This window comes from Flagellimonas amoyensis (assembly GCF_003058265.1).
Taxonomy (GTDB): domain Bacteria; phylum Bacteroidota; class Bacteroidia; order Flavobacteriales; family Flavobacteriaceae; genus Flagellimonas; species Flagellimonas amoyensis.
Map to the genome: position 1 here is coordinate 124,783 of NZ_QBUK01000011.1, position 16,167 is coordinate 140,949.

Genomic DNA, 16,167 nt, shown 5'->3' on the forward strand with positions numbered 1-16,167 from the left:
AAAATCAAACAAAATCAATTGTAGCCCAATTATTTCAGAAATCCCATTTCATTACCTATTCGCCCTGAGTATGATGCGCCATTTTTAAGGTCGATTCCCTGACCACAAGACTCGTTTTTATGGTCTTGGTCTGAAAGGCCAGGGATTGCCCCTTTTGCTCGATCCTATCGATCAATCGGTTCGCAGCGGTTTCCCCAATGAACTTTCCATGCTGACTGACCATGGTGGCCGGGGGACTTACGAATTTGGAGAGTTCCCCATTGGTGAAACCAATTATGGCAATATCTTGCGGAATCCGAAATCCCTTGGATTGCACAATATCCATTACTTTGACCGTGGTTATCTCATCAAAGACCAATATGGCATCGATTTTTTTGAAGTCCAAAGAAAGGGACAACGAAAGCCCCAGGTCATCGTTATGGCCAATGGGCACCAACAATTTTCCATCGAAGGGTATTCCTTTTTCCTGTAATGCTCTTTTATACCCATCCACCCGTAATCTGCCAATGAGCGAATTGGCTATGGGATTCACTATGGCCACTGTGCTACAGCCTGTTTCCAGAAAATACATAGTTGCCTTGTAACCTGCCTCAAAGTCGTCCACTACAACTTTGTCGCACTCCATGAGCTCCGTGATCCTGTCGAACATGACCAAAGGAATCTGCTTGTCGCCCAACTCTTGGAAATGCGCTACATGGTCCGATTGTTCCATCTCACCGGCAACCGTGGAAATGATTACTCCATCCACCGAACCAGAACACAGAAAATCCAGTACCTTGGCTTCCTTTTCCAATGATTCGTTGGTACTACAGGTAATGATGCTATAACCTCTTTGGTCGGCAACTTGTTCAATACCAAACAGTACTTGGACAAAAAAATAGTTCAGGATATTCGGGATGACCACTCCTAAGGTCTTGGTGTTCTTCTTCAATAGGTTGATGGCCATTCTATTGGGCTTGTAGTGGTTCTCCCTGGCATACTTCTTTATGCTTTCCCTTAACCCCTCACTGATTTCATGGCTATCATTGATGGCCTTGGAAACTGTGGAAACGGACACTTTGAAATGGGCCGCAATGGATTTGATGGTCATCTTGGACATTGTTGGGAAATAAAGAATTATGAACAAAAAATAAGGAATTTTTACGTGCCAAAAGAAAGCAGTCCAAAAATTGCCCTTTTTCAGATACGCACAAATTCCTTATTTCCCTACTGGCCAAAAGAAGTTTATCTATTTCCCATGACCATGTCCACGATACAGATACCCTTCAAAGGGCTACCCGATTAAACGAACCTGTTCAGGATGTTTTCGAACAGCTCTTGCTTTCCGCTGATCTGTTCTGGCTCGCCCGCATTGAAGGCATACTCATAAAGATTGTTCAGTCCTAGTTTGCCCGACACAAAGTCCGCCCCTTTGCCTTGATCAAATGATGCGTAGCGTTTGCCCAACAATTGCTCATACTTGGAGTTCTCCAGAACGGCATTGGCGGCCAAGAGTGCCTTTGCAAACGTATCCGCACCACCGATATGGGCCAAGAAAATGTCTTCCAGATCCGTACTGTTCCGTCTGGTCTTGGCATCAAAGTTGACACCTCCCCCTTGAAGCCCTCCTGACTTGAGAAGGACCAACATGGCCTCGGTGACCTCCAATACATTGTTGGGAAACTGATCCGTGTCCCATCCATTTTGATAATCTCCCCTATTGGCATCTATACTTCCCAACATGCCCGCATTGGCAGCCACCTGAAGTTCATGTTGGAAGGTATGTTGGGCCAATGTGGCGTGGTTTACCTCAATGTTCAGTTTAAAGTCCTTTTCGAGGCCATACTCGCGAATGGAGTTGATGGATGTGGCCGCATCGAAGTCATACTGGTGCTTGGTCGGCTCCATGGGCTTGGGTTCAATGAAGAACGTCCCCTTGAAACCTTCCTTTCTGGCATAGTCCTTCGCCATGTTCAAAAACCGGCCAATGTTGTCCTGCTCCAGTTTCATGTTGGTGTTCAATAGGGACATATAGCCTTCCCGGCCACCCCAGAACACATAGTTTTCACCTCCTAGGGAGATGGTGGCATCCAGGGCCATTTTTACCTGTGCACCTGCATGGGCGACCACGTCAAAATTTGGATTGGAGGCGGCCCCATTCATATATCTTGGGTTGGAAAAACAATTGGCCGTGCCCCAAAGCAGTTTCACCCCAGAAGCCTTTTGTTTTTCCTGAAGGTAATCCACAATGGCGGACAACCGCTTTTCCGATTCGGCGAGACTATCCCCTTCATCCACAAGATCAAAATCATGGAAGCAATAGTAATCGAACCCTATTTTGGTGATAAACTCAAAGGCTGCATCGGCTTTCTCTTGCGCCGCCTTTATGGGATCTTTGTCCACAGACCATGGAAACTGCTTCGTACCCGGCCCGAATGGATCTCCACCCGTTCCACAAAGGGTATGCCAGTAGGCCATTGCGAACTTGAAATGTTCCCTCATAGTCTTACCGGCCACTTTTTGATCTGGATTGTAGAATTTGAAGGCCAAAGGATTATCTGATTCCTTTCCTTCGAACTTGATCTCTCCTATCCCCTTGAAATATTCCTTGTTGCCTAAATGTGCCATTATCTTTTTGTTTTTATGATGATTTCCAATTCTTTTTTCCAATTTTCATACGCTTCCTTATAAGGGGCCCGGTCCTTACAGGGCATATAGGTCATGACATGGTCATTGTCCATGAACGAGGTGAACTTACCGTAACCCTGTTCCCCGATCACACAGGCCCTGGCTGCGCCTATGGCCCCAGTGGTATTGTATATTTCGATCTCTTCCTCTATCAAAGTCGCAATGGTACTGGAAAAGATCTCGGACCTGAAGAGATTGTCATTCCCAGCTCTGATTACCTTGGGTTTGACCCCATCGGATTTCATGATTTCCATACCGTACACAAAGGAAAATGCTATCCCTTCCAGTGCTGCCCTACAGAGATGTGCCTTGGAATGTCTGTTCAGGTTAAGGTTGACGATCCTAGTGCCGATGTCCATGTTCTTGAGCATCCGCTCGGCTCCATTGCCAAAGGGTATCACACAGACCCCTTCCGAACCGATCTCTACCTCGGAGGCCAAAGTGTTCATTTCATCATAGGACGAAACGGACAGGTTGTTCAACAACCATCTATATTGTATACCCGCCCCATTGATGCACAACAGTTTGCCTATCCTGGTCTGGTTGTCCTCATGGTAATTGACATGGGCAAAATTGTTCACCCTTGAACTCTCCCTCACCGAAAGATTGTCCGTAACTGCATAGACCACACCGGAAGTTCCCCCTGTAGCCGCCAACTCTCCCGGCTCGAACACATTCAGGGATAGGGCATTGTTGGGTTGGTCACCTGCACGGTAAAGGATGGGAGTGCCTTCCAAAAGACCTGATTCCAGTGCTCCTTTTGGGGATACTTTAGACTGCACACCAAAGGTGTCCACAATATCCGGCACCATCGATCTAGGGATTCCAAAATGGGACAGAATCTCTTCCGATATGTCCTTCTTTTCAAAATCCCAAAAAATTCCTTCCGAGAGGCCTGAAACGGTTGTAGTGGCCCTTCCGCTGAGCTTATAGGCCACATAGTCGCCCGGGAGCATAAACTTATAGATTTTATCAAAGAGTTCGGGCTCATTGGTCTTTACCCAGCTTAATTTGGATGCCGTAAAATTTCCCGGGGCATTCAGTAAATGGGCGTCACAGTTCTCCATGCCTATTTTTTCATAGGCCGCATCCCCAATAGCTACAGCGCGGCTATCGCACCAGATGATGGAATTTCTTAATGCATTCCCCTCCCCATCAACAATCACGAGTCCGTGCATTTGATAGGCAATACCCAATCCCAGGATGTCCTCCTTGGCAACGGAATGGTCCTTGATGACCCTTTTGATCCCTTTGCAGACCAAGTCCCACCAAACTTCCGGTTGCTGTTCCGCCCATCCCATTTTGGGAGCATGCATGGACATTTCCCCATCTGGTTCTTGGATCACACTGATTCTTTTTCCTGTGTCCTTTTCCACTAGGGCTATTTTTATGGAAGAGCTGCCTAAATCTATACCTAAATAATACATGGAAGTAATTTGTTCCGGGATAATCAAATGTAAAAAAGAATGTCCCAAAGCCGTGAAGGGAAGATATCCTACTTGGTTTCACACACCCACAACTTTGAGGAGAACACCAATTTACATCATTGCAATTGACTAATACACAATATTTTGGTATTAAAAATAAGAATGTGTTAAATATCCGAAATGGTTTTCGTAAATAATTGGACAGAGAGGTGTTTATATCATATGGCATGCCCTATTTAAATCCAACACTGTTCTTGATATTCTGGATAATAACATTTTGCGGACCATACAGTAATTGTCATGCCTTGTATATGTATTCATAATCTTTCCTTACATCTCATCAAGATGGATATTCTACAAACAAATCTTAAGGGAGAATTACCAAAATATTCAACCTTCATATGTTTTTTAAACATCTTAATTTTAAATACCTAAAAATAAATAATCGGTAATAATAAACTTAATTTCCTACAGATTTCATACAGAATTAAAGTTTAGGTTTGATTGATCAACCATAGAAACTAAACAAACGAAAAACTAAAAATGAAAAATGAAAAGATTGTCTTTGGGCCAAAGGTTTTATTTTTTTTCGTGCTTTTGTTCTCTTGTTTTGTACAGAACCTAAAAGCACAGGAAAGAGCAGTTGTCAAAGGTACTATTACAGATTCCGAACTAAAGACTCCATTGCCAGGTGCCAATGTGGTCATTGTGGGCACCACAAATGGTACTACCGCAAATTTTGATGGACAATATTCACTTTTCGTAACCGAGGGCAGTTATGAATTGGAAGTGAGCTATCTAGGAAACGAGACCAAAAAAATAAATGTGGAAGTCTCCGCAGGAGAGGTAAAGATACTTAACATTGAGTTGGTTCCCCAGGCCACTGCCCTGGATGATGTGGTTGTCACCGGTGCTCTTGAAGGGCAACAGAAAGCCTTGAACCAACAAAAATCTGCGGATAACCTGAAAAGTATCGTATCGGCCGACCAAATGGGAAAATTCCCTGATCAAAACTCGGCAGAATCCCTACAAAGGGTTTCCGGTGTCAACCTACAAAGGGATGAAGGTGACGGTCGATTTGTCCTGGTCCGGGGTTTGGCACCACAATTCACCAATATCAGTATCAATGGGGAACAGATACCATCCCCTGAGGGCGAATCACGATTTGTGGCATTGGATGCCATACCTTCAAACCAGTTGGCATCCTTGGAGGTCAGTAAATCCATTACCCCTGATATGGATGGTGATGCCATTGGTGGATCTGTGAACCTCAATACACCGACGGCCACAAAAAGGCAGTTGAGCATCAACGGATCTGCTGCCCTTGAATACAATGGCGCATCCGAAAAAACACTGGGCCAGGGAAGTATCAACATCAGTAAACGATCCAACGATGGAAAGTTTGGGTTCATTGCCAATGGAAGCTATGCGGGAAGTAAAAAGGCCAATGACAGGTATGAATTTGATGGATGGGGAGACCAAGGTTCCAATGATATTGAACTCCTTGAAATAGCTGATTATCAAATTGAAAGAAACCGATTTGGCGCAAGCACGACACTGGACTACAGGGGGGACCATTCAAATTTCTATATCAGGGGACTATTCAGCGAGCTTAGGGAGCACGAGGTTCGCAGAAGGGCCACATTCGAAACAGTGGAAGAGGGCGGGGAAACGGAATACACCTATACCAAGGAACTCAAAGATCGTCCGGAAAACCAGGGTGTCCTCAGCTTGAACTTTGGGGGAAACACCATTACGCCTTCGCTGATATTCGATTATGAGATTTCTTATTCAAAAGCTTGGCAGGACACTCCTCGCAACGACCAGGCCATATTTGAAAGTGATGGCGCCCCTTTTGTGTTCAATGTAACTGACCGCTTAAACCCAAAGCTCATTACCTTGGATGGCAATGGTCCCGAAGCCAACCCAATGACAGACCTTGGTCTATTGGAATTCAAAGAATATGAAAAGGAAAGCACTCTGGCCGAGGACGAGAACATCACTTTTAAAGCAAACTTGGCGCTTCCCTTCAAAATTTCGGACAATACCGGGGAATTTAAATTTGGTGGGAAGTTAAGATTGAAAGACAAACAGTTTACAGTTCGCAATTTTGAACTGTTGGAATATGAGGGCGATGAAAGCCTTACCCTGGACACCAACAATTTTGCTGACGATTTTAATGCCATCGGGTTCATGGATGGAAGTTTCAACACCCATTTGGGCCATTACATTTCCCTGAACAGTCTTGACAATTACATCAATGCCAACCAAGGGGATTTTGCATCGGATGCGGACAAGGCCACAGAGGAGAAAACCTCCCAAGAATATTTTGCCTCAGAGGATGTGTATGCTGCCTATGTTATGGGAAAGATCAATTTTAAAAAACTCATGGTCCTCGGCGGGTTCCGCTACGAGGCCACCAAGTTCGCCTATGACTCAGGTATTTTTGATGAAGAGCAAGGCGAGGCAATCGATGTAAGCGGGGACAACGATTATGGTTTTCTATTGCCTATGTTGCATTTAAAATACAATTTCAGTGAAAACACCATCCTTCGCGGATCGGCAACCAAAAGTTACTCAAGGCCCAACTTTTTGGCATTGGCCCAAGGGGCCGTTTTCAATTCAGCGGACTTGGAAGCCGAAATTTTCAATCCCGACCTTGTACCAGTAGAAGCCATCAACCTTGATATTTTTGGGGAACATTATTTTGGGACAGTCGGTTTATTGAGCGCAGGTATTTTTTATAAAAAACTGGACAACTTTATCTACCAACAGACCACCGATCGTGAATATAGGGGAATCCCCAACGTGGAAGTGACCCAATCCGTGAACGGGGATACTGCCGATCTAATCGGTTTTGAAGTGGGCTATCAACAGAAACTGGACTTTTTACCCGGCTTCTTGAGCGGTTTTGTACTGTATGCCAACTATTCTTTCACGGAATCCAAGGCAGAGGTCCAAAATTTTTCAGAGGATGACGAAATTACGGAAATAGATCTGCCCGGTCAGGCAAAGCATGTGGGCAATGCAGCGGTCGGTTATAATAGAGGGGGATTCGATGCAAGACTTTCCCTCAATTACAATGGGGCCTTTACAAGTGAATTTGATGGCAGTGATGCCGTACGCATCGATGACAGGGTGCAATTGGACTTTACGATGAGCCAATCCTTTGCCAAGCGAAAACTGACCGCCTATCTGGAATTGATCAACATCAATGATGAAAACCAAATTGAACTCTACAATACCATAGCCACCCCAAGGGAACGGCAACGATATGGCAGTTGGGGACGTTTGGGGCTACGTTTTAATTTTTGATGCATTTTGGCTGAGTGCATCTTGGAGATTGTCGGGAACAAACCGATGGTCTCCTTTTTTTTGCCCAGTCAAGTCCAGATCCCTTCCGCTTTACCTGTAAGTGGTGTTAGAACCATAAAATTCAATACATTTAAGATAGATTGAAGAAAGTCCGATGAGCCTTTTGCATTGGGTACGTTCCAAAACCAGAACATATGAAAATTTTGATCATTGAAGATGAAAAGGAACTTTTGGAAGACCTCTTTGAGTTTTTTAAGAAGGATTTTCGCTGCGAGACGGCTTCATCCGTGGCCATAGCCCAGGAAAAAATCTACATGCATGATTATGATGCCATTATTTTGGACGTGGGCCTACCCGATGGATCTGGTCTTGAGGTCTTGGAATATCTACGAACATTGGACACCCGTGTTGGAGTCCTGATACTTAGTGCCTACGATGCCATTGAAGACAAAGTGAGTGGCCTGGAAATGGGAGCCGACGATTATTTGGCAAAACCTTTTGACTATAACGAGCTAAATGCCAGGATCAAGTCTATCATCAGGCGCAAACACTTTAAGGGGAACAACATCCTGACTTTCGATGAAATCACTGTGGATACGGTCTCACAAGAGGTCAGGATCGACAAAAAAATAGTGGAACTTACCCAAAAGGAGTATCAACTCTTACTGTTTTTCATTAGCAATGAAAACCGGGTGATCACCAAAGAGTCCATAGTCGAACACTTATGGGGTGACGACACCGACATCTATGATTCCTATGATTTCATTTACAGCCATATCAAAAACTTAAGAAAAAAGATTGTCTCCGCAGCGCGAAAAGACTATTTGAAAACGGTTTATGGAATGGGCTATAAATTTCAGATAGAGTGAGATTACTGGTCAAGACAACCCTATACTACATACTCTTGTCCCTTCTATTTTTCGTTGTGGCTGGCTTTATCATTGTATTCGACTTCGATAATATCATAGGTCAGGAAACCGATAAATATTTGATCAATAGGGAAGAGATTGCAACTACCCAATTAGTGAACGATGTCAATCTGGAATCGTTGAACAATTATGAACAGAGCATCAAGAAAACAGATTTCAACGGGAATCTGGACCAACTGAAATTTAAGGATACCTTGAGATATGACATCATTGACGATGCCTTCCATGCATATAGGATGCTGTATGTCACTCGCAGGATCGGCAACCAATATTATGAGATAAGGGTATTCCGTTCTTTGATACAGCCCAATATCCTTATCAAAGAGGTCCTGATTTCCCTATTTATAGTATTTCTCGGGTTATTGGCCTTTCTGATCTTGAGCAACCTTCTCATCTCCGCCAGAGTTTGGAGACCATTCAAGGAAACCTTGACGGCATTGGAGGGCTATGAACTGGGGAGTAACCAACCCGTGGACCTTCATGGCTCCACCACACAGGAGTTCAACCAATTGAACAAAATCATTTTGGGTATGATCGAGAAAATTCGTTTCGATTATTTGAATTTAAAGGAATTTACCGAAAATGTGGCCCATGAAATCCAAACACCCCTGAGCATTATACGTAGAAGAAGTGAAAAACTTTTACAAAGTGATGGCTTGATCAAAGAGGAGATTGTGGAACTGACTTCAATATACAACAACTGTATCCGTCTTTCCAAAGTGAACCGGGGGCTGACCTTGCTTACAAAGATCGGCTCCGGAGCCTATAAAAAGGAAAAACAGGTGAGCATTACGGACATCTTGAGATCACAGGTACAACATTTCGATGAAATGATTTCCTTGAGGAACATTTCGCTTTCCACCGACCTCTCCCATGAAATCCGCTCCGATATCAATCCCGAATTGGGTCTTATACTGATATCCAATATCATCAGGAATGCCATCAACCATAATTATGACGGGGGAAGCATTCACATTGCCACTTTTGACCAAGGAATCGCCTTTGAAAATACGGGAAGTAATGAGCCCGTTGACAATGATCTTTTCAAAAGGTTCAAAAAAACAGACGGAAACACTTTGGGACTTGGACTTGCCTTGATCACCAAGATCTGTGGGATCTATGATATAGAAATCACCTATGGGTTCATTGGTGGCAAACATAGGTTCAAACTGCATTTTTAAAACAGGATTACTACAGAATTCAACCCTATTTTTATTCCAATGAAAAGATTCATCTTCATCTCAATAATTCTTATCTGTGGCTGCAAGGAAAAAAAAGTCCCTATGGATGTCCAAAGGAACTTTTTGGAATTGGAACCCAATGCCCTACATCCTGTTTGGACCAATGAGGGGGACATCTTTCAGGTGGACTATACCTTGGATTCCAGGCACACCTCTTCTTATTTTGATACTAAGGGCAACTGGTTGGAGACGGAAACGGAGATCTCTGTGGATGAACTTACCCATGAGGTACTCCAAACCCTAAATACCAAAATGGGAGAATATATGATGATCGATATTGAACGGGTCAGCACCAAAAACGGAGAGGTCCTTTTTGAGGTAGATCTCAAAAAAGATGATAAAACCTACGATATCCTATTCGATCCCAACGGAAAAATATTAAGAAAAAAAATATAAAAAATGAAGTGTACCAAAATGAAAGCACCTATGATCTTGTTATTGTCCTCCATTTTCCTATACAGTTGTGGAGGGCAGAACAATACTCAAAAGATAAAGCCCAGGGCGGTTACTGAAAAAGCAACGCATGACACGGACGACCCGGCCATATGGGTCAATGAAGAAAATCCCAGTGCAAGCTTGATCATAGGGACCGACAAGGACGAAGATGGCGCACTATACGTCTATGACCTGAATGGAAAGATCATTGAAAGCAAAACCGTCAAAGGGCTGAAACGGCCCAACAATGTGGATATAGAGGAATTCGAAATGGAGGGCGAGGAATTCTCCATTGCGGTCACCACGGAAAGAATGACCAACAAGATCAGGATATTCAGGGTTCCCGAAATGACCCCAATGGACAATGGTGGCATCCCTGTATTTGAAGGCGAGGAGTTGAGAGCCCCCATGGGAATTGCCCTGTATAAAAACCCAAATGATGAAATATTTGCCTTTGTGGGACGAAAATCCGGTCCCACGGACAATTATATCTGGCAATACAGATTGGAAGGTGACGGTCTTGGCAATATAACAGCCAAAAAAGTGCGGGAGTTTGGAAAATATAGCGGCCAGAAGGAAATAGAGGCCATTGCCGTTGATGATGAGCTAGGATACGTATACTATTCCGATGAAGGAGTCGGTGTACGGAAATATCATGCCGACAAGGATGCAGGAAATGAGGAATTGGCCCTATTTGCCACATCGGGATTTGGCCGTGACCATGAGGGAATAAGTATTTATGCAACGGACGTGGGGAGTGGGTATATCATCGTATCGGACCAGCAAGAGAACAGCTTCCACCTATTTTCCCGGGAAGGATCCAAAAAGGGCCCACATGACCATCAATTGGTAAAGACCGTCCACTTATCCACTTCCCAAAGCGATGGATCTGAAGTCACCAATGCAAGTTTGGGGAACCTCTACCCCAAAGGTCTTTTTGTAGCGATGTCGGACGACAGGACCTTTCAATTCTACGCCTGGGAAGATATTGCCGGGGACGATCTGATCATTGCCCCTGATGGATTGCCCCAACATTCCAATAATGCTATCCATCCCAAATACATTACTGAAAAAGTGATACATGACACCGATGACCCGGCCATTTGGATCAATAAGGAAGACCCTTCAAAAAGCCTGATCGTGGGCACGGACAAAGAAGATGGAGGTGGTTTATATGTCTTTGATATCCATGGGAAAATAATACAGGAGAAATGTGTTTTGGGCCTACAAAGACCCAACAATGTGGATATTGCCTATGATTTTGACCTAAACGGCAAAAAGGTGGACATTGCCGTGACCACGGAAAGGACCAAAAACCAATTGAGGATATACACCCTGCCCGACATGGAACCCATAGATGGAGGGGGGCTTCCTGTCTTTTTGGACAGGGAGGACAGAGACCCTATGGGCATAGCGCTCTACACCCACCCCGTATCCAAGGAAATCCATGCCATTGTAGGGCCAAAAACTGGGCCATCGACCGGATACCTAAGACAGTATAGGCTCGAAAGTATGCCCAATGGGACAGTATCCCTTTCCAAAATACGGGATTTTGGCAACTACAGTGGGGTAAAGGAGATCGAAGCCATAGCAGTGGACAATGAACTAGGTTATGTCTATTACTCGGATGAAGACTTTGGTGTCCGAAAATACCATGCCGATCCAGAAATGGGCGATGACGAACTTGCCTTGTTCGGAATGGAGGATTTTGGAAGGGATATTGAAGGGATCAGTATCTATAAACATGATGACGGGACAGGCTATATCCTTATTTCCGATCAACAACGCAATACTTTCAACATCTATCGCAGAGAGGGTGGTGAAAATTCCAAACACCATCATCCTCTTTTAAAATCTGTTGAACTTTTGACCCTTGAAAGCGATGGTTCCGATGTCACATCAGTGCCTCTAGGTGACGAATTCCCCAAAGGGATCTTTGTCGCCATGTCCACCGACAAGACCTTCCACATCTATGATTGGCGGGATGTGTTCGGAAGCAAATAAAACACACTAAATTTCAAACAAGCATGTATTTAATTCCAAAACGGATAATCCCTCTACTGCTATTGGGATTCTCGATCAATGTATTTTCACAGACAGGCCAACAAACAAAGCCCAAGCTTATTGTTGGTATCATAGTCGATCAGATGAGGGCCGAGTATCTGAACAGGTACCAAGAAAAATTCACCGAAAGTGGATTCAAAAGATTGATGGTAGAAGGTTTCGATTGCAAAAACACCCACTATAATTACATTCCAACCAAAACGGCTCCGGGCCATGCATCCGTATATACCGGGACCACACCCAAGTTTCATGGCATCATTGGGAACAGTTGGTACCATAAGGACCTTAGAAAAGAGGAGAACTGCGTATTTGATGGTACGGCAAGTACGGTAGGATCTACATCATCGGAAGGCGAACGATCTCCCCATAAAATGCTCGCGACCACTATAACGGACGAGCTACAACTGGCCAGCCAGGGCAGATCAAAAGTAATAGGGATTTCGATCAAGGACAGGGCCGCCATTCTACCTGCCGGCCACATGTCCGACGCCTCCTATTGGTATGACGATACCAGCGGGAAATTCATCAGTAGTACCTATTATATGGAAGAACTTCCAAAATGGGTACAAGACTTCAACCGGTCCGATAAGGTAGCCACCTTCATGAACCAGGGCTGGAACACCATTTTACCGATTGATCGATACAAGGAGAGCACACCCGACCAACAGCCCTTTGAAACGCTCTTCCCTAACAAGGACAGTGCCGAGTTTCCCTATGACTTTTCCAAATTGTCAAGGAATGAAAAATATGAACTGTTCCCCGAAACGCCTTATGGGAACACCATTGTTGCCGAAATGGCCATTCAAGCCATTGACCATGAAAACTTGGGACAAGGTGTCGAAACAGATTTTTTGGCCATCAGTTTTTCAAGCACCGATAAAATTGGGCATGCTTTTGGTCCCTACTCCATTGAATTGGAAGATACTTACCTACGATTGGACAAAGACCTTGGAAACCTTTTAGATCATTTGGACCGTAAGTTGGGAAAGGAAAACTATACCCTTTTCCTTACTGCGGACCATGCGGTTGCGGATGTCGGACATTTTTTGAGTCAAAAACGCATTCCCACTGGATACTACCACCCCGAAAAGATTCGGGAACAGTTAGAGAACAAACTGTATGGAACATTCAATCTATCCGGCCTCATTGAGGATTTTTCAGCGGATCAGTTCTTTCTGAACATGGAATTGATCGAAAGCGAAAACCTTGATTATGATAAGATACTCCAAGTGTGCAAATCGGAACTGATGAAAATACCCGGAGTATTTGAAGTCATGCTCAGGCCAGACCTAGAGCGTTTTGAATATACCGATACGGAAAAGGGTATGGTCCAGAAGGGATACCACCTCAAAAGATCTGGCGATGTGGTCGTTCTGTTCAACACAACATGGATCGAATACAAAAAATATGGGACCGGACATGGCACTGGCTATAGTTATGATACCCACGTACCTTTGTTATGGTTTGGGGCCAATGTCCCCAAGGGTGGGACAACCCGGAAGAAAAATATCACGGACATTGCACCCACCCTGGCAATCATGTTGGGCCTCAAGTTCCCGAATGCCGCAACTGGACAACCCATTTTTGAACTGTTTGAAGATTGATGGTCGGACCCTGGCATTATAACCATCAAAACTTTGGCACATATCATCATCAACTGAAATGGAAAAATATATTCCAAAATGCCACTAAAATTTGACTTTCTGATAACATAGATTAAAGTATATGTGAAAAGCAAAGGCCAAAATTTATATAAACACAATGGCCCTTTGAATCAACAAAGGGCCATTGTTTGGGATAAGATAAAAAGGTTGCCATTATAGGCTTTCTATTTCCCTTTTTAATTCATCCTTTGCCTTACCGGTCTTTTCTTGTAGCTTACCCAACATCTCCTCAAACTTCCCTTCGGAGTATGCAAGGTCATTATCCGTAAGCTCACCATATTTTTGTTTGAACTTACCTTTCACCTGTTTCCATTTTCCTTCCAATCGATCGCTGTTCATAACTTTTACTTTTAAATGATTATAGCTCTAAGATAGAATCGTTCAGCGAGGTCCATTGACCTGAAAAATTTAAATCTTAACCCTAAAGCACAGCACTGTAACATTTTAAGAGACCAACTCATTGATAACTGTTTACAGGCAAGAAAAATGGCAATCGGGGCAATGGTCAAGCCTATATTTCATGAAATTTGATGGTATCTGAAAATTTTTTCATTGAACCTAAAACCGATATCATGCCAAACCCGAGTATAAAAGACGAAGAAAAGTATGAGGCCCTTCGGGAGAAAGGGTATAGCAAAGAAAAATCTGCACGAATAGCCAACACCCCGGATGCCGGAAAGAAAGGGGGCAAAGCACGGCCCTATGAGGAGTGGACAAAGGAGCAACTTTACGACAAGGCCAAAACGGTGGGAATCGAAAACCGTTCAAAGATGAACAAGGCTGAACTGATCTATGCCCTTCGAAACAATTGATAAGAACTATGTAGCGCTTTTCTACCTTCAAACTAAAAGTATCATGACCCATATCCATCCCACATGAAAACAATAGACCCCAGCTTGATCCGACAGATTTTTGTACTCCTTTTGATTGTATTGATCGGTGGACTGATTGTATTGGAAATGATACCTTACCTCTCGGGGGTGCTTGGCACAATCACCATGTATGTGATTTTGACGAAACCTATGAAATGGTTGGTGGGCAAAGGATGGAATCAAAGACTGGCGGTAGTTCTGCTGATGTTTGCCTCCTTTATCATGATCTTGATGCCCGTGAGCGGGGCAATCCTGATGCTGGGGAACAAGATTGGCAACGCGGTGAAAAACTCCAAAAAGGTGGTCTCCGCCCTGAAGGGACAAGTACAGGAACTGGAATCCTATGTGGGATTTAAGTTCATTCCCGATATAGATGCGTCTGGCACTTCCGATTGGTTATCGGAGAGCCTACAGGGCCTTGCCGGGGGTACCTTCAATACACTCATTGCCATCTCCATCATGTATTTTTTGTTGTATTATATGATGACCAATCGTACAAAACTCCAAGATTCCCTCTTCAAATATGTTCCCATGAGCAATGAAAACTTGAAGCTCATTGGCAATGAGGTGACCGACATTGTTAGGGCCAATGCACTGGGTATACCTTTGGTAGCCTTGGCGCAGGGTACCGTCGCATTGATCGGCTTTTTGATTTTTGGGGTCGAAAGTCCACTTTTTTGGGCGGTCATCGTCACCATAGGGTCCATGATTCCCTTCGTGGGAAATTTTTTGGGAACCATTCCCGTGTTCATACTCGCCCTCTCCAATGGGGATACATTCCAGGCTTGGGGCGTACTTTTGTATGGCATCGTTGTGGTGGGGTCCACCGACAATCTGATCCGCCTCTATGTGCTGAAAAAATTGGACAATGTGCACCCACTGATCACCCTGATCGGGGTCATTGTGGGCATTCCGCTGTTTGGGTTCATAGGTTTGATATTTGGCCCATTGCTGGTGAACCTATTTCTCGTAGTTCTCTACATCTACAGAAGGGAATATGGCAAAAAAGACGAAGAACAACTGTAATCGATTCTATTATATTGAACCTATTTATCACCACCGGGTATTTTGACTTCATTAAAACTTGCCATAATTTGGTGAACCGATCTTAAAAAGAAAGGTGTCAGAATATGTCCGGTACAACAAATGAAAAAATCATCGCGGCCAAAGCTGCCCTAAAATTGGTAGAACAAGGAATGGTCGTTGGACTTGGTTCAGGTTCCACATCGGCCATTATGATTGAACTGTTGGGAAAAGCTTGCAGAGAAGGCCTAAGCATCAAAGGTGTTGCTTCTTCCGGCATCTCAGAGAAATTGGCAATCAAAGAAGGTATTCCTGTTGTATCTCTCGATATGGCTCCCATAATCGACATCAATATTGACGGTGCCGATGAGTTTGACGCAAAACTACAACTGATAAAAGGAGGTGGTGGTGCGCTGTTGCGTGAAAAAATAATCGCCCACTTTGCATCCAAGATGCAAAAAACGGGCATAGTATACCACCTTCGGCGGATTAAACTGAGCCACCCGCGGCGGACCAAAGTGAGCATAGTG

At 44.1% G+C, this 16,167-nt stretch carries 13 protein-coding genes; 9 read left to right on the top strand and 4 right to left on the bottom strand.

Going from position 1 to position 16,167, the window contains the following annotated elements; all coding sequences use genetic code 11:
* Positions 1-55: 55 nt before the first annotated feature.
* From DB398_RS15440 to DB398_RS15450, 3 genes are all read right to left on the bottom strand, one after another.
* A complete protein-coding gene (locus DB398_RS15440; protein ID WP_108425348.1) occupies positions 56-1,099 on the bottom strand; it encodes a LacI family DNA-binding transcriptional regulator in 1,044 nt (347 codons plus the stop codon).
* Positions 1,100-1,281: 182 nt separating this feature from the next.
* Positions 1,282-2,607 (bottom strand): xylose isomerase, encoded by a 1,326-nt coding sequence (gene xylA, locus DB398_RS15445; RefSeq protein ID WP_108425349.1) that lies wholly within the window; start codon positions 2,605-2,607, stop codon positions 1,282-1,284.
* The gene (locus DB398_RS15450) at positions 2,607-4,094 is read right to left on the bottom strand and encodes a xylulokinase (RefSeq protein ID WP_108425350.1); all 1,488 of its coding nucleotides are present in this window, start codon (positions 4,092-4,094) and stop codon (positions 2,607-2,609) included. The genes xylA and DB398_RS15450 overlap by 1 nt, the downstream gene beginning before the upstream one ends.
* A 543-nt stretch (positions 4,095-4,637) precedes the next feature.
* Here DB398_RS15450 and DB398_RS15455 point away from each other — a divergent pair.
* The 6 genes from DB398_RS15455 (at position 4,638) to pafA (ending at position 13,682) form a co-directional block, all read left to right on the top strand.
* On the top strand, positions 4,638-7,409 hold the full coding sequence (locus DB398_RS15455; protein WP_108425351.1) for a TonB-dependent receptor: 2,772 nt from the start codon (positions 4,638-4,640) through the stop codon (positions 7,407-7,409).
* A gap of 194 nt (positions 7,410-7,603) precedes the next feature.
* The gene (locus tag DB398_RS15460) at positions 7,604-8,278 is read left to right on the top strand and encodes a response regulator transcription factor (protein WP_108425352.1); all 675 of its coding nucleotides are present in this window, start codon (positions 7,604-7,606) and stop codon (positions 8,276-8,278) included.
* On the top strand, positions 8,275-9,519 hold the full coding sequence (locus DB398_RS15465) for a sensor histidine kinase (RefSeq protein WP_470295055.1): 1,245 nt from the start codon (positions 8,275-8,277) through the stop codon (positions 9,517-9,519). The genes DB398_RS15460 and DB398_RS15465 overlap by 4 nt, the downstream gene beginning before the upstream one ends.
* Positions 9,520-9,558: 39 nt before the next feature.
* A complete protein-coding gene (locus DB398_RS15470) occupies positions 9,559-9,975 on the top strand; it encodes a PepSY-like domain-containing protein (protein WP_108425354.1) in 417 nt (138 codons plus the stop codon).
* 3 nt (positions 9,976-9,978) lie between these two features.
* Entirely contained in the window at positions 9,979-12,018 is a 2,040-nt protein-coding gene (locus DB398_RS18695; RefSeq protein WP_313777795.1) for a phytase, read from the top strand.
* 23 nt (positions 12,019-12,041) lie between these two features.
* A complete protein-coding gene (gene pafA, locus DB398_RS15480; RefSeq protein ID WP_108425355.1) occupies positions 12,042-13,682 on the top strand; it encodes an alkaline phosphatase PafA in 1,641 nt (546 codons plus the stop codon).
* 213 nt (positions 13,683-13,895) lie between these two features.
* On the opposite strand, the gene DB398_RS15485 is transcribed toward pafA, so the two are convergent.
* The gene (locus DB398_RS15485) at positions 13,896-14,081 is read right to left on the bottom strand and encodes a CsbD family protein (RefSeq protein WP_108425356.1); all 186 of its coding nucleotides are present in this window, start codon (positions 14,079-14,081) and stop codon (positions 13,896-13,898) included.
* Between the two features lie 233 nt (positions 14,082-14,314).
* Between DB398_RS15485 and DB398_RS15490 the strand changes: the two genes are divergently transcribed.
* From DB398_RS15490 to rpiA, 3 genes are all read left to right on the top strand, one after another.
* Positions 14,315-14,554 (top strand): Rho termination factor N-terminal domain-containing protein, encoded by a 240-nt coding sequence (locus tag DB398_RS15490; protein WP_108425370.1) that lies wholly within the window; start codon positions 14,315-14,317, stop codon positions 14,552-14,554.
* Between the two features lie 63 nt (positions 14,555-14,617).
* Entirely contained in the window at positions 14,618-15,640 is a 1,023-nt protein-coding gene (locus tag DB398_RS15495) for an AI-2E family transporter (protein ID WP_108425357.1), read from the top strand.
* A 104-nt stretch (positions 15,641-15,744) separates the two neighbouring features.
* Positions 15,745-16,167: ribose 5-phosphate isomerase A (rpiA, locus tag DB398_RS15500; protein WP_108425358.1), on the top strand; the 423-nt coding region annotated here is incomplete at its 3' end.

What these genes read in the sequence shown, in the direction of transcription:
- DB398_RS18695 (WP_313777795.1), top strand. Translation starts at nt 9,979, where the DNA reads ATGAAGTGTACCAAAATGAAAGCACCTATGATCTTGTTATTGTCCTCC.
- DB398_RS15485 (WP_108425356.1), bottom strand. Translation starts at nt 14,081, where the DNA reads ATGAACAGCGATCGATTGGAAGGAAAATGGAAACAGGTGAAAGGTAAG.
- DB398_RS15470 (WP_108425354.1), top strand. Translation starts at nt 9,559, where the DNA reads ATGAAAAGATTCATCTTCATCTCAATAATTCTTATCTGTGGCTGCAAG.
- DB398_RS15490 (WP_108425370.1), top strand. Translation starts at nt 14,315, where the DNA reads ATGCCAAACCCGAGTATAAAAGACGAAGAAAAGTATGAGGCCCTTCGG.
- DB398_RS15460 (WP_108425352.1), top strand. Translation starts at nt 7,604, where the DNA reads ATGAAAATTTTGATCATTGAAGATGAAAAGGAACTTTTGGAAGACCTC.
- DB398_RS15440 (WP_108425348.1), bottom strand. Translation starts at nt 1,099, where the DNA reads ATGTCCAAGATGACCATCAAATCCATTGCGGCCCATTTCAAAGTGTCC.
- xylA (WP_108425349.1), bottom strand. Translation starts at nt 2,607, where the DNA reads ATGGCACATTTAGGCAACAAGGAATATTTCAAGGGGATAGGAGAGATC.
- pafA (WP_108425355.1), top strand. Translation starts at nt 12,042, where the DNA reads ATGTATTTAATTCCAAAACGGATAATCCCTCTACTGCTATTGGGATTC.
- DB398_RS15495 (WP_108425357.1), top strand. Translation starts at nt 14,618, where the DNA reads ATGAAAACAATAGACCCCAGCTTGATCCGACAGATTTTTGTACTCCTT.
- DB398_RS15450 (WP_108425350.1), bottom strand. Translation starts at nt 4,094, where the DNA reads ATGTATTATTTAGGTATAGATTTAGGCAGCTCTTCCATAAAAATAGCC.
- DB398_RS15455 (WP_108425351.1), top strand. Translation starts at nt 4,638, where the DNA reads ATGAAAAATGAAAAGATTGTCTTTGGGCCAAAGGTTTTATTTTTTTTC.